This window comes from Myxococcus sp. MISCRS1 (assembly GCF_026626605.1).
Classification (GTDB): Bacteria; Myxococcota; Myxococcia; order Myxococcales; family Myxococcaceae; genus Myxococcus; species Myxococcus fulvus.
Map to the genome: position 1 here is coordinate 9,458,305 of NZ_JAPNKB010000001.1, position 19,090 is coordinate 9,477,394.

Genomic DNA, 19,090 nt, shown 5'->3' on the forward strand with positions numbered 1-19,090 from the left:
CGAGGACGTCCGCCTAGCGGCTGGCGTTGGCGTCCTTGCCGTTGAGCCACAGGCCGAGCGGGTGGCCCGTGCGGCCCTCGGTGAGGATGAGCCCGTCGATGCGGGCCGTCACGCCGTGGTTCTTCCCGCCGCCCTTCTTCGGCAGGGACCACACGGCCTGCGGCGTGAAGACGACCTGGGCGCGCACCTGCCGCATGGAGAACATGCGCGAGAAGAGCGAGCCGTTCCACCCCTCCGGCAGCGTGCCCGTGACGGTGAGGAAGGGCAGCACCGGGTTGCCGTTGCCGTCCTGCTTCTTCGGAGCGCCGTGGGTGAGCGCGTAGCGGCCGCCCGGGAAGAACGGGGTGATGTTGATGGTGTACTCCCCGGCGCCCGGGTTGTACGGCCCCGGCGACAGCATGGTCGCGTCGTCCTCGCCGATGATCATGTACAGCCGCTTGCCCTGGTACTTCTTGCGGAAGGCCTCCGCGTCCGACTTGCACTTCGGGTCCACCAGCGCCCCTTCACACGCGCCGATGTACTTCTCGAGGAAGGCCCCCAGGCCTCCCAGCGGCTCGGCTTCGTCGCGCAGCTTGGCGAAGCGCGGGTCCACGTCGGCCAGGGCCAGGGTGGGCAGGAGGAGGGCGACAGCGGCGACCAGAAAGCGGCTCAAGACGAGGGGCTCCGGGGTACGGGGGGAATCCGGATGGTGCCATGTCCCGCGCAACAGGGAGCAGCCTTCTCGTAGGTGCGTGGGAGTAGATGTAGGTAGATAAGTTGCCTACATGTAGCCACCATGTAGGGTGTGCCTGTCACCACCTGTTGCCGGGAGGCACCCCCAGTGTTCGAGCGTCCGCAAGAGCGCCGCAGTCACCTGCGCTTCGACAAGGTCTTCACCGTCTACCTCACCACCCAGGACGGGATGATGAGGGGGGTGGGTCGCAACATCAGCGCGCGAGGCATGTTCGTGGAGGTCCGCGACGCGGTGGGGCTGGGGGAGAAGCTGAAGGTGACGTTCGCGGGCGAGGACGGCACGGAGATGACGTGCCTGTGCGAGGTGCGCTACCAGGTGGCGCTGGCGTTCGGCCGCAAGGACGGGCGCGAGGGCTCCAGCCGCGGGGTGGGGCTGCGAATCGTGGCGTACGAGACGCACGACGACGCGCCGCTGCTCCTGGTGGACCGCGAGCGGGTGATGCACTGAGGTTCGTAGCGTGGCCGCCTGGCTGAGCGGCCCGGTGGCCCGACGACGCTCCCGGGACAGGGGGCCGCCTGGGGCCGCCACAGCGGGCGCCACGACATGACAAGGGCACGGTCCTCACGAGGAGAACCGTGCCCTTGGTGCTTTCAGGAGGCGGGAGGGCCTACTGCGAGAAGCCCTCGAGCAGGTAGTGGGCCTCGATGCGCTTGAGCGCGAGGATCATCGCGGCGCAGCGGCTGTCCACGGCCTCGCCGACGCAGTACTGGCGGCTGTCGTGCATGTCCGTCTTGCGCGGCTGGTTGCGGGAGATGTCGCGGATGATGCGGTAGTTGCGCTTCATCGCGCGCTCCAGGCGCTGGTCGACCTCGGCCTCGCTCCAGCGCTCCATGCGCTTGTTCTGGATCCACTCGTAGTAGCTCACCGTCACGCCGCCGGCGTTGGCGATGATGTCCGGGATGAGCTCGATGCCGCGCTTCTGCAGGACGCGGTCGGCCTCCGGGGTGGTGGGGCCGTTGGCGCCCTCGGCGATGAGCTTGACCTTGAGGCGCTCGGCGATGTCCGCCGTGATCTCTCCACCCAGGGCGGCGGGGACGAGGATGTCCGCCTGGACATCCCACAGGTCCTTCTTCTCGATGCGCTGGGCGCCCGGGAAGCCGAGCACGCTGCGCTTGAGGTTCTTGGGGTCCTGCACGTAGGCGGTGAGCGCCTGCACGTCGATGCCGTCACCGTTGTAGATGGTGCCGTCCGCGTCGTTGACCGCCAGCAGGCGCGCGCCCATGCCGCCCAGGATGTTGGCGGCGTGGCTGCCCACGTTGCCGAAGCCCTGGATGACGAAGGTCTTGCCCTTCACGCTCTCGCCACGGTCCGCGTAGTAGTCCTCGATGCAGAACGCGACGCCCTGGCCGGTGGCCTTGCCGCGGCCCTCGGAGCCGCCGATGCGCACGTCCTTGCCCGTGACGATGCCGCGCAGGTTGTGGCGCTCGCGCTCACCGTCGGAGAACTGGCGGTACAGGAGCGCCATGATCTCCGGGTTGGTGCCCACGTCCGGGGCCGGGATGTCGATGTTCGGCCCGATGAGGCTCTTGAGCCGGTACATGAAGCGCAGGGTGATCGCCTCCAGCTCCTCGCGGCCGTACTCGCGCGGGTCGATCTGGATGCCGCCCTTGCCGCCGCCGAAGGGCACCTCGGCGATGGCCGTCTTCCAGGTCATCTCCGCGGCCAGGGCCTTGAAGAGGTCCAGGGACACCTCGCGGTGGTAGCGCAGGCCGCCCTTGTAGGGGCCACGGGCCTGGTTGTGCTGGACGCGGTAGGCCTTGAAGCGCTGGGACTCGCCGGGGACCAGTTGGTAGACCTTGCCGTCCGGCAGGCGCAGGTGGCCCTGGCGGATGGCCACGTCGGAGCCCAGCAGGGCGCGGCCGTTGAGGATGATGCTGCCGTTGGCCAGGGCCTCCAGGCCCTCCTTGTTGCGCACCTGCGTCTCCGGCAGGTCCGCGAACTGCTTGGCGCGCTCCGGGATGAGCGGCACGAGGCGATCCTTCAGCTTCGCCGTCACATAGAAGATGTGCTCGTAGTCGGGCTCCTCGAGCTCCAGCCGGACGCGCTTGTCCAGCTTGATGAGGTCGGCGGCCCGATGGAAGATCTCCATCGCCTCGGTGTAGACGGTGCGCTTCGGCGTCGGCGCCGGAGCGCGCATGAAGTTCTCTTCGCTGGCCATGTCGAAAACGGCTCCTTGTGGTCCCAGCCACGCTCGGGCCGGGGACGCGGGGATAGCGGCGCCCTTATGTGCATATGCGCCAACCGAGTTCAACCGCCGTGGCGCCACGCTTCCTCCCGAAAAACCGGAGCGATGACGGGGACTTATGGCAACGCGCTGTGTCACCGACGGCGGATGCACCGTGTCATGGATGTCACGGTGGGGTGGGGTTGTTCGTTGGGGAACGAAGCACCTGGGCCGGATTGAAAACGGGAGGGCCTTCATTTCGGCTTGCCCTACCCGGAACGCCATGGTACTTCCCGCGCCGCCTTGCGCCGACATAGCTCAGCGGTAGAGCAACTGATTCGTAATCAGTAGGTCCCCAGTTCAAGCCTGGGTGTCGGCTAGAGAGTTGAGAAGGGCCGGTTGCGAAAGCAGCCGGCCCTTTTTCTTTTCGGCGTGCTGCTCGCCGGGCGGCCGGGTTCCCGTGCTTGCCTCATCGCCCTGGAGGCGGGCGGGCTTGCGCTCGAGGCTCCGGGATGGGGGGCTCCGCGCCTCCGTGCGTTCCCGCGGTCGTTGTGTCCGGAAGCCGCCGCGCGGGGCTCCACACCTCCAGGTCTCTTCGAAGCGGGGGCGAGCACGACGCGCTCGCGGACGTGGCGGCCGGAGCAGGTGAGGGCCGCGCCAGGGCGCTGCATCCGACGTGGGGTTCCAGGCTCGAAGCATGGTTCCGCGTAACCCCACTGGGAGGTTCGGGTGTGTGTCTTTGAGGAGTCGTCTGGATTTTTCCACGGCTCTCGATGTCTGACTTGATGAGTGTCCGCGAGCGGACGAATCCACGGTTCTCGAATGACACCTGGGTGCGCCGCTGACCCATCCGTGGCGTTCTTCCAGGTCCGGGCAATGGCAGACAAGTGCTGATTGGAATCCTCCATTTTAACTGGAAATGCGTGTTTTCCTTGTTGTGATTTGCAATGAAAGGGAGCCCGATGTTAGGAAGGTTGCGGCTCAGGCCAACACCAGACAACACAGGAGAAATACCCATGACGAGGAACGTGAAGCGTTTCCTGGCCGTCTCCCTGCTGTCCCTCGCGCCGTCCGTCGCCGCCGCCGAGCAGTTCGACTTTGGTGGGCTGGAGTTCTTCCGGGGTGAGTACGTCACCGCGGTGAAGACGGAGACCTTCGAGCTGAAGGCGCGTCACGCCGAGGGTGGCGCGTCGCTCCTGGCGAACCCTCTGCAGACCTTCGCCGTGGGCAACTGGACGGGCGTCAATGTCAGCTTCGGTGGCACGCTTTCCGGCGTCCGCCTGCCCATTCCCCCTCCGAACCCGCTCGGCCCCGTCGCGAAGCCGTCGGTCAACGGCGTCTTCCAGATTGAGGTTGCTCCGGCCACCTCGGTGACGCAGACGTACTACTACACGACCAATCCGGCGGACCCGACGGGCGCGGCGAAGACGTGCCTCTGGCAGCTGGCGGTGACGTACAACGCCGGCACCGCGACCTGTTCGGCCACCATCGGTCAGGCGGCCTACGGTACGCAGGGCGTCCTCTGCTACCTGGACAATGCGCAGTCGTGGATCAACCCGACCACGTGTGACGCGCAGGTCGTCTCCGCCATGGAGTGAGCCGGGCTTCCTTCCGCGGGTGGCGCGCTCGTCGCCACCCGCGGTGGGGTTCGTTGCTCAGGGTGGAGTAGAGGCTCAGTAGTCCCAGGCGTTGAGCCGGATGGCGCTCTCGAACTGGGAGACCTCCGGATGAGTCTCCTTCAATGCATCCATGATCTGTTGGACCCACTGCTGGAGCTCGGGGCTGTTCTTCCGGACCTTCGCCCCATAGATGAAGACGTACTCGATGGTCCCCGACGAGTTCATGTCTGGCATGGCCCTGTAGAGTGATAACCTCAGGACTCCGTCGTCGTTCTCGTCCGCCTCGTCCGCCTCGTCCGCCTCGTCCGAGGGCGTGAAGTAATGATGCTTGGCGAGGTAGTCATTGATGAAGGACATCGCGGTGGTGGCGACGGTATTGATGTTCGCGGAGTTCATTTGAAGAGACCTCATGAGCCTGCTTTCACGGCGCTTGGGGCTGCGCTGTCCGCCGTGCCCAGAGTGCGTGGTAGGCCCGCTTCAGGCTTTCTTCTCGATTGCATGGACTGACCGGCCCAGCAGCGCGCTTGCTCAATAGTCCGATGAATTCAGCTCGATGACGCTCTGGTACTGGGAAACCTCCGGATGGGTCTCCTTGAGCGCGACCATGATCTGCTCCAGCCACTGCTGGAGTTCGGGATCATCCTTCTCGACCTTCGACCCGTAGATGAAGGTGTACACGATGGTTCCCGGTGACGTCTGGTCCGGCATGGCTCTGTAGAGCGAGAGTCGCAGAGCGCCGGGATCCGATGAGTCAACCTCCTCATCAGGCGTGAAGTTCCCATGTTGGGTGAGGTAGTCGTCGATGAAGGACGTGGCGGTATCTGCGACGGTATCGATTCTCGTGGGGCTCATTCGAGGAAAGTTCCGAATGTGGCTTCCTGTAGGCCCTCCGTCGGCGGCTATGGCGATCTGGGGTCTGCAGGCGATGTAGGCCGCGTGATGGGGCTCGCGGCCCGCATTGAATGGGCCTTCAGTAGTCCCAGGCGTCGAGTTCGATGGTGCTCTTGAACTGAGAGACCTCGGGATGAGCCTCCTTCAGCGCGGCCATGATCTGCTCGACCCACTGCTGGAGCTCGGGACCGTCCTTCTCGACCTTCGACCCATAGACAAAGGTGTACACGATGGTTCCGGGCGAGGTCTGGTCCGGCATGGCTCTGTAGAGCGAGAGCCGCAGGGAGCCGTCGTCGTTCTCGTCCAGTTCATCAGATGGGGTGAAGTACTGGCGCTGGACGAGGTAGTTGCTGATGAAGGATGTGGCTGTCTCGGCGACGGTATCGATTTTCGTGGGGCTCATTCGAGGGGACCTTTGAAAACAGGTTGAAATAGAGGGATGACGCTCAGCGCGCACTGCCCTTGGTTCGCGGAGGCCCTGCTCCAGGGTCGCCGCGCAGGCGCGAGGCCTGTTCAGCCCGGCAGCGCCCCCTCCGGAAGGTATTGGCTGCTCGCCGCGCCCTGGTGACTTCCGCCTTGGCCGCATCCTCTCCGGGCGTTCCCCGTGCGGCTTCTCGGTTGGCGGTGGCATTGTGGACGTTCTGGTCCAGATGAGCCTGGTACTGGTCCTGGCGAGAAGGCGGTGGCGGCGAACCCGTGAATGAGGCGGGAACGGTGCTGTCCCGCTCATGTTTGGCCATGTCATCCGCCATCTTCTGCTTCATCTGTGCTTCGGCCTTCTTACGCCAGTTGTTGATGCACTTGGCGGCGGACTTCCCATCAACGACGTCGGCCGGAGGACAGGTTGGGGACTTCACTGAGCCCAGGCCCGCGCCCGCGGCGCCTCCTGGCCCTCCCGAGGCGCTGGCCGAGCCTCCTGCCCCCGTCCCACTCGCCCCCGCAAGTCCTGGAGGTTGTTGGTTCGCCTCGCGTTCGGAGGTACGCCACCGCTGCCGGTGTTCCCTCACGTACTGGTTGACGCGTTCGTCTTCATCCGCGTGTCGTTGGCGCTGGCTGTAGTCTGTCTCCGGCCGACCTGTCTCGGAGTTCTCGTAGCGCCGCCGTTGGGTGTCCGCGTTCTCCCGGCGGGTATGACGTCCGTGCTCCATGTTCTCGGAGGCCATGCCTTGCTGGGGAACAGCGGGTGCGCGATTCGACTCATAGCCGTCGATGACGTTCCGGCAGGGGTCTCCGCGCGCATCATTGCCCATGTCATCCGAACCGCTCTCCCGGAAGTTGGAGTCACGGACAAGATGGCCTGACTGGCAACTGGCGAGATAGCGGTCACCAGCCGTGGGCCGCTCCAGCGGAGTCCCGTCCTTCATCCCCGCGGCATGCTCCGCGGCAGTCGCCGTGTCCCAACGGTTGCATTTGGCCCGTGCCTCCTTGTTGAGCTTGGCGACGTGGTCATACGAGCCGAACCAGTCCGGGTTCAGCTTGGCCTGGATGAGCAGTTGCTGGCACTGCCGGGAGAAGAAGCTGCTGCCGCCGCCCTCGAGATAGTTGACGGGTGTGTGCGGTGGTGGCGTGGGCGCGCTGGCTGTCATGTCGGGTCCCCCTCGAACGGACGGCTTCGCTGACCTTCGTGAATCGAGTCTCTCACCACTTGCGTGGAATGTCCTGGACGCAGGCGACGAAGTCCGCGAGCGGAATGGTCCGGAACTCCTTCGCGTCCTCGGTGTCGACCAACCCCTCCGACGTGGCCATCACCAGCCGCTTCCGGGTGTCCAGGCTCAGGGGCTTCACAGGCGCCTCCACCTCCTCGAGCTGATTGCCGCGCAGCGTGAAGAGCCCATACGTCCCACCCGCCACCCAGACCTGCTCCCGGTACTTCGCCACGCTCATCAACATCCCGGGGGACTCCGCCACCTCCGACCAACCATAGACGCTACCTTCGTGCACCCCCGCGTCGCTGCACGCATACATCTCATCCTTACTGACGACATGCACAGCCGTCATCACCGCCTCCGTGAAGGACGGCGCCGGATGCCACCGCGCCCCATCCCAGCGCGCGATGAGCCCCTCCCCACCCACCGCGTAGACCAGGTCCGGCGCCAGCCCATGCACCGCGAAGACCTCGCCAGGGCAGGGAAGCTCATGCCATTGCCTGCCATCCCAGCGGTAGAACGACTCCTTGCGCTGCTGTGAATGCGGTCCCCAGGCCAACACGAACCGGTCATCCAATCCCCAGATGCCCGACACGACGCACGGCAGCTCGTGGAACTCCCACGCCGGACGCGAGGGATTCTCCGAGCGGTTGATGTGCACCCCTCCGCGACGGAAGCTGCCCTCGGCCACGTAGACCGTGCCCGACGGCGAGCGCCAGAGCGACGTGAGCCACCCCACCTGGCCCAGCAGCGTGTAGACGCGCCCGTCCACCACCTGGCCCACCCACGACTCCGCGTGGTCCTCCATCCAGTCCTTGCCATCCCACCGGTCCGCCAGGAAATGGCAATCCCAGGCCGACTCGCCGCTGGCCCGGCGGAATGCGTGTGCGAGCTTCATGGTGTGTCCACCTCGGGTGTGGCGCGCCTCGCGGCGGGGGGAAACTCGCCTGGGTCTCTTGAAGCCACGGTCTCGTGATAGTCGTACATCGCTCGGGGTGTTGCCAGGAGGCGGTGACAATGTCGAAGCTGCGTGGACCGGGGGGCGACGTGCTCGCGGAGAACCCGGAGGTGACGCTGACCCGATATGCCCTCGGGCTGACGCTGTACCTGGATGAGCCCTACGTCTGGGCCACCGAGGGCGCCGCGGCCCTGCTCCGGCGCTTCCTCCAACTGGCTCCCGCCGAGCGACTCACCTGGTACACCACCTCCACGCTTCCGGAGTGGCACCGCTTCACGCCTCGGGTCGCCGACGACGTGCTCGCCTCCCTCTCCGTCTCCTGGGCCGATGTCCGCGTCAGGCACCTGTTCACGTTCCGCCTGGTGGATGACCTCGGAGCGCCAGGGCTCGGCTTCATCTACCGGGAGCTGGACGCGGCACGGGGCCGTCGAGGCTTCCTCCAGGTGCTGCTGCCGGAGACCCTGGACCCGAAGCAGCTGCTTCAACTGGCCAAGGAGGTTGGCGAGCGCTGGCCCCTGCTCTGCGGCGTGGGCGGCTACGTGGGCACCTGGAACGAGTGGGTCAAGTCCACCGCGTTCTGGAGTCTGTACCGCTCCAGCCAGCGCTACCTCGGGCTCGACATCCAGGACCCGGATGCCATGTCCTGGTGCGTGGGCGAAGGGCTGCCCGGGAGCAACTGGCTCACGCTCGTGGGTGACGGCCTCGCCGGGAAGCTCGCGCTGGACGTCGCCGCGCTCAATGCCCGTGCCTGGACGTCCGAGGTCCACGTGCACACGCTGAAGGGGACCACGCTCATCCAGGCGGGTGAAGCCCCGACGCTCGGTGACGTCAACGCGCTCGAGTACCCCTCCGCCTACGCCGAGGTGGCGCGTGTCCTGGAACCCCACTTCGTCAAGAAGCCCACCGAGTTCTGGGGTGGCTTCCAGGAGGAGCAGAAGACAGGGGCCTGGCTGCGCCGCTTCGTCTTCCCGGAGGACCTGCGCTGAGCCCATCTCACGGCTCCCGTGAGAGCAGCACCACGCCGCGCGCGCCGCCCGCGCTCGAGCCCGTCAGCAGGCAGGTGGCCGCGCCCGGGTCACCTCGCAGCATGCCCTCCACCGCGACGGCCAGCCCCGTGGGCATCGCCGCGGCGCCGAGGTCTCCCAGGCACTCGGACAGGTACTCGAGCGTGGCCTCCGGGGGCATCACGTCGTGGGCCACCCGAGGCCAGGCCAGCTTGAACTCGTGCACGCGCAGCTCCTCCGCCGTCATGTCGGAGAGCCACCAGTCCAGCGTGCGTCGCTCTTCACGGAGCCGCTCGGACACCACGCGGCCCGCGCGTGTCAGCGCCGCCGCCATGCAGGGCACGTCGTTGTCCTGGGTGGCCAGCTCGACGTCGGTGGCCACGGTGTCGAGCCGCGCGAGCACCGGCCACTTCGTCCGCTTCGCCACGTCCGTCCGGGTCAGCGCGCAGAAGGCCGCGCCTTCTCCTCCGACGAAGGTGTCCAGGTTCTCCCCATCGAAGATGCGCTGCTGGTCGATGAGCGTCTGGACCACCTCCGGGTCGTAGTACGTGTCCACGCCTCCGACGAGCGCGACGTCCACCTTGCGGCCTCGCAGCGCCTCGCCCGCCTCGATGAGCGCGAAGGCCAGCGAGGCATGACCCCGCGGCACCACGTGGACCACGGGCCGGACGTCTCGCTCCTCCAGGAGCCGCACCAGCGCCTTCTCCACCTGGCGTCGCTGCGTGGCGAAGCCCTCCTGCGTCCGCTCCCCCATCCGCTCGGGAAGACAGAGCACCAGGGCCACGGTCGCGTTCGGCGGCAGCTCCTCCAGGTTCGTCAGCAGCTGCGTCAACGTCCGGGTGGCGATGGGCACCAGCCGCTCGGCGCCCGAGTCCCGGGTGGGCAGCGTCCGGATGGGCGCCATCGTCACGCGCTTCCCGTTGGGCGCGCGGAAGGGCGTCTCCGCGTAGGCGGACAGCTCCGCGCGGCGGAAGGCCCACGTCTGGTACGGAGCGAAGGCCAGCCCGTTCCACGCGGCCGTCCCCACGATGACGGGCGCCGAACCCCACCGTCCGCCGTAGTGCGCCGAGTCCAGGTGTCGAGCGGTGCTCATCGGACGACCTCCTTCTCGTGCACCTGGATGTAGTGCAGGCGGCGCGCGGGGCGCGGCATGGGCACCACGGTGCGCCAGGTCAGCTCCAGCGTCTCCTCGTCCGAGGGCCGCAGCAGCACCGTGTCCAGGACCGGGCGGTGGTCCGTGTCCCCCCGCGCCGTCCGCGCCGTCACCGCGAAGTGCAGGCGGGGGAGCGCGAAGTGATACGAGCCGCCCGCGGAGAGGTTGAGCAGCTTCACCATCTCGCCCCCCTTCAGGTACTCGGGGCAGATGAGCTCGGGCGTCGCGCACTGGTTGTGGCGCTCGTCGAAGTCCAGCGGCTGCAGCGGCATGCGCTCCTTCATCCACTTCTCGTCCGCGGTCCCCGCGTAGCGACGACGGGGCTCCCAGTGTCTGCCGATGGCGCCCACGCCGGCGGGCGCGGGCCGCGTCCTGGCGGAGGAGATGAGGTCGCGTGGATCCTCGATCTGCGGAGCAAGCTGGTTCACCAGCGTGTCCGAGTCCCGCGCGACGCCGCGACCCAGGGGGTTGCGTGCCTCCTCCACGGGCGGCTTGTTGGCGTCACTCGCGTCGAAGCCTCCATAGGCGAGCTCCCACTTCAGGGGCACGCTGGTGAAGGGCTGCGGCGGTCCCAGCGCCATCCCGAGCGCGCCCCGGTACCAGACCCGCGTGCCGAACACGCGCAGGCTCTTGGCGACGGGGCCCACCTCGATGTGGACGTCCAGCTGCTTGACGGCCTGGCCGCCCTTGCTCATGGCGTTGCCCACCACCACCACATCCGTGGAGGGCTTGCGGATGCACACGTCCGCAGGGAGCTGGATGCTGCTGGCCTCGGGCGCCTTCTTGTCCCAGGGCTCGTCGGCGTGGCGGACCTGGGCGCCACCGACGCGTGTCACCCGCGCGCTGCCCGGGGCGATGGAGAAGAGTTCCTTGATGAGGACCACCACCAGGATGCCTCCGTCCATCCCCAACTGGGGAACGAGGGCCACCGTGGATGAGGTGCCGTTGAGCAGCTCGGGCGTGTTCACGTCACGTCACCTCGCATACCGCGTCGTCCATCCATCCGACGGGCTCCGCCGGCTGCCCGACTCCACATGAACCCTCCAGGCCTCGAGCTGCGCGAGCTGCCGGACGACGAAGTCCGCGCGGTCCAACGGAACGGCTCCGCCCGTGCGCACCGCCAGCTCCACGTGCACCCACCGGCGCACCGCGGGCAGTGACTCCGGAGCCTCCAGCTCCCAAAGGGAGACCTTCGGACTCCACGCATGCCCGAAGCGGTAGCGCGTGCCCTTCCTGGCATGGCGGCCATGCTTCGCCCACCAGTCCGCCCACACGGTGGCCCGGTCCGTGAGGTCGAGCACGGGCGTGGGCGGTGTGAAGGGTCGCTGGAAGGGCAGGGCGTCCCGCGTGTACTCGGGGCTCGGGACGTCCTCCGTCAGGGACGCGCCTGTCATCCGTTGCAGCGCGTCCAGCGCCGCGACCTTCGTGTCGGGAGCGTCCATCGCCAGGTGCTTGAGCAGCACCTCCATGAACGACAGGTCCCCGAACCACCCCAGGGCCCGCAGCACCGCGGGCACGTCACCCGAGTCCAGCGCGGCTCGCAGGTCGTCGGCTCCGGACGCGTCCGCGGACACCGCCAGGAAGAGGGCCGCGTCCGCGAAGGCGCCCTGTCCCTTCAGCACCAACGCGCGCGCTCGCTCCAGGCCCTGCTCGCTTCTTCGCAGCAGGGCGCTCTCCAGCGCGGCGCGGACGACCTCCTCGTCCTCGTGGCGCAGCGCCTGCTCGAGCGCGCGGTGAGGCACGGGACCCTGGGTGGCTCCGAGCGCCTGGCTCGCGGCTCGAATCACCTCCAGCTCCGGGTCCTCCAGTCCTCGCTCCACGTCGGACACGGAGAGCGCGCCGCGCCGCGCGAGGACGCGCAGGCCCGCGGCCCTCCGTGCCGGCAGCTCCGCGTCCAGCCACGGGCGCACCGCCCGCTCGATGCCGGGATGCGGCGCGAGCGAGAGCGCGTCCGTCACCGCCTCGGCCATCCTCGGCTCGCTCAGCTCCACGGTCCGGATGATGCGCAGGGCCTGGTCGAGCGCGTCGTCCCCGGCCAGCGAGCCGAAGAGGAACACGTTGGCCCAGGTGAGCTCGGGGTCCGGCTCGGGACGCTCCTCCAGCAGCTTCACCAGGCGCGGCAGGATGGGAGGGCCACAGGCGACGATGGCGTCCACGCGGCGCACCAGCCGTTGCTCGGTGCGCTCGCTGTTCGACCAGGGCGTGAGGGGCCGGGCCCGACGCATCAGCCCGAACATCCCCAGCTCCTCCAGGCAGGTGCGCGCATGGCCGAAGAGCACGTCCTCCTCGGCCTTCGGGTGGCCGAAGTGGAGGGGCAGGGCCTGCGCGTCCGTCGCCGCGACCCTCGCTTCGTCCTCCTCAGGCGCGGCGTCCTCGTCGTCGTCTTCTTCGGCCTCGAACGCCGCCAGCCGTGCGTGCGCCTTGGCGAGCAGCGCGTCGAGCTGCGCGAGCGTCGTCACGGGCGGAGGCGCCGCGGGTGGGGCAGGGGGGGGCGCTTCCGGCTCGGGCAGCTCCGGCAGGGGGATGGCCGGCAGGAGGACCTCGCGCACCGGCTCGAGCAGCCGGGGCTCGCGGAGGCTCGCGCGCAGGGGCTCGGCGCGGACCTTGGGCGGCAGTGGGCGCGCGTCGGCGCCCGTGGAGAAGGGCTCGCCCAGGGCGCCGATGGCCGCCTTCATGGCCTGCTGGAGCAGCGCCAGCTCCGCGAGTCCGCCTGGGTCCTCCGTGGGGACCTGCGCGAGCAGCCGCGCCGCCGCGTGGAGGTTCGTCGCCATGGCGCGGATGCGCTCGCGCCGGACGTTGAACTGCGCGCGCGCCGCGTGGGCCTCGTACGCCTCACGCAGGGCCAGCGCGAGCTGCTCCTCGGCCTGCCGGACGGGCAGCGCCGGGTCTGTCACCGCCCTCAATCCGAGCAACGCCTCATCGAGCAACGCCTGGACTGTCTGGATGCCCATCCGCTCCGTCACGCCCACGCCCCTACCGGGAGTCCCCGAAGCCCACGTTCCCCGTCACGCAGACGGGCTTGCCCTCGAAGTGCACGGTGACGGCGGGGACGGGCAGCCCCCACGCCACGCCGCGGTTGACGCCCGCGACGGTGATGTCCTTGGTGAGCGCGACGCCGGGCTCGTTGCCCTTCATGTTCCCCGTCTTGCAGAACGAGCTGTGGACGTGCTTGCTCTCGATCTCGATGTTGCTGCACTTGACGCTCAGCGAGCCCGAGTCCCCGGTGATGGGGTAGGGCATGGGCAGCGGGCTGGGCGCCGCGGGCGTGTGGCACATGTTGGGCGCCATGGGCACCACGGTGTGCTTGCTCTTCTCTCCGACGACCGTCATTCCAAGCGCGGTGACGCTCATGGCGCGGGCTCCTAGTTCAGCTTGATGAGGGTGGCCAGGACCTTGGCCACCTCGCGTGCACGGGTGATGACCCGGTCGGCGTACAGCTCGACCTCGGTCGCGGTGACTTGGAGGAACGCGCCGGGGACGCGCAGCAGCGCCTTCTCGTCCGCCGTCACGGAGAAGCTGCGCACGCGCGCGTTGACCGCTCCCTGCCGGTCCAGGTGCAGCGCGCGCTGCGTGGTGAGCAGGCCCGCGATGAGCGGCGTCTCGTCGGAGGCATCCACGATGACCCTCGCGCCCGAAGCGAGCGACTCGTCGAGGAGCGCGGGGTCCACCGCGGGGTCCACCTGGAGCAGGTGCTCCGTGGCGCCGATGCGCACGCGCCACCCCTCGCCCTCCCGCGCCACCAGTCGCCCCAGGCTCATCGGAGGCAGGGCGGCCGCGGGCGCCGGTGCCAGCCTCACCTGACGCGGAGACTCCTCGGAGGTCTCGGCCTCTTCACGTGCCACGCTCTTGAGTGCCTGCATGCTCATGTCCTTCTCCTCATCCCGGCATGATGGCGGGAGGGTGCATCTTGATTTCGGAGGTGCCTTCGATGGTGACGCCCAGCGCGCCCTTGATGGCCACGCCGCTGGAATCGATGACGACCTCGGAGGCTCCACACGTCAGGGTGATCTTCCCGGACGCCTCGAGCTTGAGATTGGCGGCGGTCACCACGCCCGCGGCGCCCGCGGTGATGGAGTGGCCTCCGGTGATGTCCTGGGTCTGGCTGGCCACGTTGATGGCCACGGCCCCCTTCGCATCGATGGCGAGCGCCTTGGCCACCTTCACCATGTACGCGCCCACGGTCTCGAGCTTCGCGATACCCACCTGCTCGTTCTTGCCACCGTTGATCAACTCGATACGGGCCGCGCCGATCGTCTCCGTCGAGTCTCCGCCGACCGCGAACGAGACTCCCGTCACCGCGTTGATGACCGCCAGCGCGCCGATCTTCTCGGTGACGGAGCCCTCGACCGTCGTGCCCCACGTACCGGGGCCGCCGCCTCCACCGCCGCCGCCTCCTCCACCACCACCACCACCTCCACCTCCACCTCCTCCTCCTCCTCCATCCGCACCTCCACCGCGGCCATCACTCCCCGCGTTCCCGGTGGCCGGAGCGTCCCACGACCCCGACGCGCCGCCTCCGCCACCACTTCCCCCTCCGAAGCCCCCGAAGCCTTGTCCCCCAGCGCCACCACCGCGCGGTGACGCGCCTCCGCCCTGGGGTGATGCTCCCCCTCGTGTCAGCGCGCCGCTCGACACGGCTTGCGCCATGCCGGATGCCATGACGGTCGAGAGGGACAGGTTCCCGTCCTCGGCGAGCTGGCCCACCTCCGAGCCGAAGACGGCCACTGCGGTGTTGTCGCCTCCGAGGAGGGCCGCTGCCGGGCCGGCCAGCTCCGCGGCGGTGCCCAGCGCTTCCCGGGCAGCGTTCAGCCCCGGCATCAAGGGCCCGAGCAGGGCGGCTTCGGCGCGGCTCGCCGCCTTGCCCGCGAGGGCGATCGCCCCTTCGAGGGCCAGTGTCTCGATGCTCTCGACCAGCCCTTCCGCCGGGTCGCCGACCTGCATGTTCTCCAGCCCGCCGACCTTCAGCGTGACGGCGCCGGTGATCTCCTCGCCGATGATGCCGCTGACCTTGACCGCGCGGTTGGCGCCCACGGTGACCTTGTGGTCCTTGCCCACCGAGGCGTTGTGAATTCCCTTCACCGCCATCTTCTCGTTGGCGCCGACGGACATCTCCCGATTCGTGCCGATGGTGCGCTTCTGGTTCACCGCGACCTTGGCGCTCTTGTCGTTGGCGGCCTTGATGTTGATGTCGTAGGCACCATTGACGTAGACGCGCTGGCTGTCCGCCGAGTCGTCGAAGCTGACCTCGTTCGAGCCCCCCGCGCCGGGCGACGAATTGGAGCGGTGCCCGGACACCGTCTTCTGCGCGGGCAGGCTGTAGTCCGGCGGGTTCAGCGGGTTGTAGAGGCGCCCCAGGCACACGGGCCTGTCCGGGTCTCCCTCCACGAACTCGATGAGCACCTCCCAGCCGATGCGGGGAATCATCACGGAGCCCGTGGTGTGCGCCTGCGTGACGCGGACCCAGCAGGACGACTTGTCGTCGAGCATGCCGTCTCGGTCCCAATGGAACTGCACCTTCACGCGGCCGTGCTCGTCGCAGTGCAGTTCCTGTCCGGAGGGCCCCGTGACTCGCGCCGTCTGGAGTCCCAGGATGCGCGGCCGAGGCGTCTCACGTCGGGGACGGAACACCTGCGCGGAGGGCACCACGTCGAAGTCCACCTCGCAGTGCGCCGCGCCGGTGTCCACGAGCGGACCGGGCTCCTGCTGGCCATGGAAGCGCAGGTGCAGCCGCGAGGCGGTGATGAAGTACTCGCCATCCGCGAAGGGGTGGCCCACCAGCGACACGCGCCGGCCCGGCGCCAGCGTCATCGCGTTGGTGCGCGCCCGCGCGGACTTCCGCCGTCCCCGGAGCTCCTCCAGACGACGCTTCGCCAGCCGTTTGCCGTCCGCGGGCTGCGTGTACCGGCCCGGGTACTCGTACCACTCCGCCTGCACGGAGTCCTCGGCGAGCTGGTCCGCGGCCAGCTTCTTGGAGGGGTGCAGCATGTCGTAGTCGTCCAGGCTGACCTTGGAGACGCTGGCGCGCACGCCGCTGCGCCAGTCCCACACCGCCACCGCGTCGCCTCCGAGCGAGGCGTCGTAGCGGAAGGGCAGGGCGTCCGGCTCCATCACCTCGGCGGACTCGCTCGCGTCCGAGAGCACCATCACATGCCCGTCCGCGCTGTGCTCGAACGCGAACCAGATGCCCTCCTCCTCGAGCAGCCGGCACACGAAGTCCCACTCCGACTCGTCGTACTGCACGCAGTACTCACGCTGGGGATACGCGCCCTCCAGCGACCAGCGGAACAGCTTGTCCTCGAGCCCCGCGTCCTTGAAGACGGCCTTCACGATGTCCGGGACGGACAGCTCCTGGAAGATGCGGAAGCCGTACCGGTACGCGACGAGCCACGGCTGCGGGACGAGCGTGAGCCGGTAGCGCACGAGCTGCGCCGGGTCGTCCGTGGCGACGACGTCGACCCGGTCCACCACCCCCGACACCTCGCGCACCTGCCCGAAGGCGTCCTCCAGCACCACGTGGGCGAACCCGCCGCGCGCCTCCTCCGGCGCCAGCTCCGTTGCCGACAGGTCGAGCTCGAACACGAACCGCCGTGACACCTCTTCTTCGCCACGCAGGGCGTGGACGACCAGGTCCCCCCGCTGACCGGGGATGCTGGCGGTGACGGACACTGCCGAGGGCGAGTCGCTCATAAAGCCTCAGGCGCTCTTGTGCAGCAGCTGGTTGAGCACCTTGTTGTTCTTGATGACGACGGTGGGGGCCTTGATGTTGATCTGCCCGCTGGCCAGCAGCTCCACCGTGCAGGCGCCGCCCCGGAGGACCAGCTTGTTCTGGGCGGAGAAGGTGATGTTGGTGGCCTTCACCTTCATGCCTCCGCCCGCGGTGATGGCCACCAGGCCCTTGGCCGTGTCGGTCCTGCTGCCGCCGCACTTCACCTTCTCCACGCCCGCGTTCATCACGTAGCCCGCGCCGCAGGAGACGGACATCTGCTTGGCCTTGGTGAACTTCAGGGCGCCGATGGTCTCCGTGAAGTTCGTCGACACCGACACGAGCCGGCTCTTCCCCGCCAGCTCCATCCAGGCCGCGCCGACCTTCGTCGAGGAGGCCCCCACCACCTTGCGCGTGTAGGCGACGAGCGCCGTCACCACCTGCATCGCGGCCACCTTCCGGTCCAGGGTGCCCTGGATGCTCTCGGCCATGTCCCCACCCACCTTCACCATGCGCGCGCCGCCGACGCTCACGCTCAAGTCCCCGCCGACGCCATCCGTGTAGTCGCCCCCCACGTTGATGTCCTGGTTGGCGCCCACGCTGAGCGTCCGGTTGCCGGTGACGTTGGCGTAGTGGTTGCCTCCCACGCTCACCGTGTTGTCCACGCCCACCGAGCAGCGCTCAGCGTTGGCGACCGTCATCTCCGCGTCGTTGTCCACCAGCAGCGTGTAGTCCTTGGACGCGTTGATGAAGATCTCCTCGGCGCCCGCCGCGTCCTCGAAGCGCAGCTCGTTGGCGCCCGGTCCGCCGCCCGTGGTCGCGCTCTGGATGGAGCTGCGCGTGGCGCCGTCCGGCAGCGCGTACGGCGGCGTGTGCTCGGCGTTGTAGAGGTGGCCCGCGACGAAGGGCCGGTCGAAGTCCCCCAGCTCGAAGTCCACCAGGAGCTCGAACTCCACGCGGGGGATGATGAGCGAGCCGCTGAGCGGAAGCTGGCCCACGCGCAGCCACGTGGAGCTGCGGTCATCCTTCAGGCCGGAGCGGTCCCACGGAAAGCGCACCTTCACCCGGCCGAAGGACTCCGTGTGGATCTCCTCACCCGAGGGCCCGGTGACGAACGCCAGCTGCGTGCCTCCGATGAGCGGCTTGGGCGGCGCCGTCACCGGCCGGTAGGGCACGGTGTGCGGGATGGCCCAGACCTCGTTCGAGTAGAAGCCGGGCCGCTGCGTGTCGTGCTCGCTGGAGGCGTGGTGCACCACGCGGGTGATGAGCAGGTCCGCGTTGGCCTCCGTCCGGCCGTGCCCCGTCACGCAGAACGTCCTGCCGGGCTCCAGCCGCGGGCAGGTGCTCTGGCCCTGGAGCGTGCGCGTCCCCACTCGCAGCCGCTCCATCAGGCGCCTGGCGCGCGTGCGGCCCGCCGCCGCCTCCACGAAGTCACCCGGATGCTCGTAGACCTCGCGCCCCGTGGTGGACTCGGCGCTGTGGGTCGCGGACAGGTCGACCGCGGGGCGCTTGAAGTCGTAGTCGCGCAGGAACACCTGGTCGGAGGCCATGCTCCGGCCATCACGCAGGTCGATGACCACGTCGTCGTCGAGCTGGCTGCTGTCCCGGTCCACCAGCAGGCTCTGCCCCCGGATGGGCTCCAGCCGGGTGCTGTCGTCGAAGAAGAGCATCCGCGCGCCGTCCGCCTCGTGGTGCACCGCGAAGGCGATGCCCTCCGAGTGGAGCAGCCGCGACATGAAGGCGAAGTCGCTCTCGTTGTACTGGACCACGTTGACGCGCGTGGGGGGCGGCTCCGTCAAATCCCAGCTGGACGCGTCCCCCAGGCCCGCGACGTCGAGGACGCTGGAGACGACCTCCTGGACGCTCTGCTCCTGGAAGATGCGCGAGGTGCGGCCCAGCTTGAGCAGCTCCACCGGGGCGCAGATGACGACCACCAGCCGGAAGGCATGGCTCTGCGTGGCCTCCAGGTGCGCCTCGGTCACCACGCCGTGGAAGGGGCGGTCCTCCGAGTCGTCGTGGAAGCGCAGCCACAGGGCCGCCGGCGTGCCCGGCAGCGCGTCCAGGTCCACCTGCTCCGGCGTTTCGGCCTCCACCTGGACCCGGCAGCCCTCGCTCAGTCCTTCCGTGGCCTCCATCCGCAGGACGCGGAAGCTGGTGGGGTCGAACCCCTCCAGGGACAGCTCCAGGCTCAGTCGACGCATCCCCATGATGAGCGCCCC

17 protein-coding genes and 1 tRNA gene are annotated in these 19,090 nt (G+C 68.7%); 4 read left to right on the forward strand and 14 right to left on the reverse strand.

Annotation, left to right across the window (positions count from 1 at the left end):
• Window positions 1-13: 13 nt before the first annotated feature.
• Window positions 14-652 (reverse strand): DUF6066 family protein, encoded by a 639-nt coding sequence (locus tag OWM54_RS37990; RefSeq protein ID WP_267700543.1) that lies wholly within the window; start codon window positions 650-652, stop codon window positions 14-16.
• Between the two features lie 168 nt (window positions 653-820).
• Between OWM54_RS37990 and OWM54_RS37995 the strand changes: the two genes are divergently transcribed.
• Window positions 821-1,180, forward strand: coding sequence for a PilZ domain-containing protein (locus tag OWM54_RS37995; RefSeq protein WP_046714499.1), 360 nt, complete (start codon window positions 821-823; stop codon window positions 1,178-1,180).
• A gap of 160 nt (window positions 1,181-1,340) precedes the next feature.
• On the opposite strand, the gene OWM54_RS38000 is transcribed toward OWM54_RS37995, so the two are convergent.
• Window positions 1,341-2,891, reverse strand: a complete 1,551-nt coding sequence (locus tag OWM54_RS38000) for a Glu/Leu/Phe/Val family dehydrogenase (RefSeq protein WP_223747550.1) — start codon at window positions 2,889-2,891, stop codon at window positions 1,341-1,343.
• A gap of 313 nt (window positions 2,892-3,204) precedes the next feature.
• Between OWM54_RS38000 and OWM54_RS38005 the strand changes: the two genes are divergently transcribed.
• Together OWM54_RS38005 and OWM54_RS38010 are read left to right on the forward strand one after the other, a co-directional pair.
• Window positions 3,205-3,276, forward strand: a tRNA-Thr gene (locus tag OWM54_RS38005).
• Between the two features lie 637 nt (window positions 3,277-3,913).
• Complete coding sequence (locus OWM54_RS38010; protein WP_267700544.1) at window positions 3,914-4,495, forward strand: hypothetical protein; 582 nt, start codon at window positions 3,914-3,916, stop codon at window positions 4,493-4,495.
• A gap of 75 nt (window positions 4,496-4,570) precedes the next feature.
• Here OWM54_RS38010 and OWM54_RS38015 read toward each other — a convergent pair whose 3' ends face one another.
• The 5 genes from OWM54_RS38015 to OWM54_RS38035 form a co-directional block, all read right to left on the reverse strand.
• Window positions 4,571-4,912, reverse strand: a complete 342-nt coding sequence (locus tag OWM54_RS38015; RefSeq protein WP_267700545.1) for a hypothetical protein — start codon at window positions 4,910-4,912, stop codon at window positions 4,571-4,573.
• A 132-nt stretch (window positions 4,913-5,044) separates the two neighbouring features.
• Window positions 5,045-5,368 (reverse strand): hypothetical protein, encoded by a 324-nt coding sequence (locus OWM54_RS38020; RefSeq protein WP_141328936.1) that lies wholly within the window; start codon window positions 5,366-5,368, stop codon window positions 5,045-5,047.
• Window positions 5,369-5,486: 118 nt separating this feature from the next.
• Window positions 5,487-5,810 carry a hypothetical protein gene (locus OWM54_RS38025; RefSeq protein WP_223785570.1) on the reverse strand — a complete coding sequence of 108 codons (324 nt, stop codon included), beginning with the start codon at window positions 5,808-5,810 and terminating at the stop codon, window positions 5,487-5,489.
• A 43-nt stretch (window positions 5,811-5,853) separates the two neighbouring features.
• Entirely contained in the window at window positions 5,854-6,993 is a 1,140-nt protein-coding gene (locus OWM54_RS38030) for a hypothetical protein (RefSeq protein WP_141328932.1), read from the reverse strand.
• A 52-nt stretch (window positions 6,994-7,045) separates the two neighbouring features.
• Window positions 7,046-7,951, reverse strand: coding sequence for a hypothetical protein (locus OWM54_RS38035; protein WP_223747556.1), 906 nt, complete (start codon window positions 7,949-7,951; stop codon window positions 7,046-7,048).
• 119 nt (window positions 7,952-8,070) lie between these two features.
• On the opposite strand from OWM54_RS38035, the gene OWM54_RS38040 reads away from it, so the two are divergent.
• Window positions 8,071-8,997: a type VI immunity family protein gene (locus OWM54_RS38040; protein WP_267700547.1), complete on the forward strand. Its 927-nt coding sequence runs from the start codon at window positions 8,071-8,073 to the stop codon at window positions 8,995-8,997.
• A gap of 7 nt (window positions 8,998-9,004) precedes the next feature.
• Here the strand turns inward: OWM54_RS38040 and OWM54_RS38045 are convergent, their stop codons facing one another.
• Genes OWM54_RS38045 through OWM54_RS38075 form a run of 7 tightly spaced genes read right to left on the reverse strand, consistent with a single transcriptional unit; the run spans window position 9,005 to window position 19,078 of the window.
• Complete coding sequence (locus OWM54_RS38045; protein ID WP_267700548.1) at window positions 9,005-10,108, reverse strand: hypothetical protein; 1,104 nt, start codon at window positions 10,106-10,108, stop codon at window positions 9,005-9,007.
• Window positions 10,105-11,136 carry a DUF2169 family type VI secretion system accessory protein gene (locus OWM54_RS38050; protein WP_248545246.1) on the reverse strand — a complete coding sequence of 344 codons (1,032 nt, stop codon included), beginning with the start codon at window positions 11,134-11,136 and terminating at the stop codon, window positions 10,105-10,107. Before OWM54_RS38050 ends, OWM54_RS38045 begins: the two co-directional genes overlap by 4 nt.
• A gap of 6 nt (window positions 11,137-11,142) precedes the next feature.
• Window positions 11,143-13,131 (reverse strand): hypothetical protein, encoded by a 1,989-nt coding sequence (locus tag OWM54_RS38055; RefSeq protein WP_267700549.1) that lies wholly within the window; start codon window positions 13,129-13,131, stop codon window positions 11,143-11,145.
• 10 nt (window positions 13,132-13,141) lie between these two features.
• Entirely contained in the window at window positions 13,142-13,519 is a 378-nt protein-coding gene (locus OWM54_RS38060) for a PAAR-like domain-containing protein (RefSeq protein WP_046714488.1), read from the reverse strand.
• A gap of 11 nt (window positions 13,520-13,530) precedes the next feature.
• Complete coding sequence (locus OWM54_RS38065; RefSeq protein ID WP_267700550.1) at window positions 13,531-14,034, reverse strand: hypothetical protein; 504 nt, start codon at window positions 14,032-14,034, stop codon at window positions 13,531-13,533.
• A 10-nt stretch (window positions 14,035-14,044) separates the two neighbouring features.
• Window positions 14,045-16,855 (reverse strand): type VI secretion system Vgr family protein, encoded by a 2,811-nt coding sequence (locus tag OWM54_RS38070; RefSeq protein WP_267700551.1) that lies wholly within the window; start codon window positions 16,853-16,855, stop codon window positions 14,045-14,047.
• Between the two features lie 6 nt (window positions 16,856-16,861).
• A complete protein-coding gene (locus OWM54_RS38075) occupies window positions 16,862-19,078 on the reverse strand; it encodes a type VI secretion system Vgr family protein (protein ID WP_267700552.1) in 2,217 nt (738 codons plus the stop codon).
• Window positions 19,079-19,090: the final 12 nt, after the last annotated feature.

Bases quoted from the DNA above. Each gene is read 5' to 3' on its own strand.
- OWM54_RS38030 (WP_141328932.1), bottom strand. From the start codon at position 6,993: ATGACAGCCAGCGCGCCCACGCCACCACCGCACACACCCGTCAACTAT.
- OWM54_RS38035 (WP_223747556.1), bottom strand. From the start codon at position 7,951: ATGAAGCTCGCACACGCATTCCGCCGGGCCAGCGGCGAGTCGGCCTGG.
- OWM54_RS38000 (WP_223747550.1), bottom strand. From the start codon at position 2,891: ATGGCCAGCGAAGAGAACTTCATGCGCGCTCCGGCGCCGACGCCGAAG.
- OWM54_RS38075 (WP_267700552.1), bottom strand. From the start codon at position 19,078: ATGGGGATGCGTCGACTGAGCCTGGAGCTGTCCCTGGAGGGGTTCGAC.
- OWM54_RS38020 (WP_141328936.1), bottom strand. From the start codon at position 5,368: ATGAGCCCCACGAGAATCGATACCGTCGCAGATACCGCCACGTCCTTC.
- OWM54_RS38025 (WP_223785570.1), bottom strand. From the start codon at position 5,810: ATGAGCCCCACGAAAATCGATACCGTCGCCGAGACAGCCACATCCTTC.
- OWM54_RS38010 (WP_267700544.1), top strand. From the start codon at position 3,914: ATGACGAGGAACGTGAAGCGTTTCCTGGCCGTCTCCCTGCTGTCCCTC.
- OWM54_RS38070 (WP_267700551.1), bottom strand. From the start codon at position 16,855: ATGAGCGACTCGCCCTCGGCAGTGTCCGTCACCGCCAGCATCCCCGGT.
- OWM54_RS38040 (WP_267700547.1), top strand. From the start codon at position 8,071: ATGTCGAAGCTGCGTGGACCGGGGGGCGACGTGCTCGCGGAGAACCCG.
- OWM54_RS38015 (WP_267700545.1), bottom strand. From the start codon at position 4,912: ATGAACTCCGCGAACATCAATACCGTCGCCACCACCGCGATGTCCTTC.
- OWM54_RS38045 (WP_267700548.1), bottom strand. From the start codon at position 10,108: ATGAGCACCGCTCGACACCTGGACTCGGCGCACTACGGCGGACGGTGG.
- OWM54_RS38065 (WP_267700550.1), bottom strand. From the start codon at position 14,034: ATGAGCATGCAGGCACTCAAGAGCGTGGCACGTGAAGAGGCCGAGACC.
- OWM54_RS38060 (WP_046714488.1), bottom strand. From the start codon at position 13,519: ATGAGCGTCACCGCGCTTGGAATGACGGTCGTCGGAGAGAAGAGCAAG.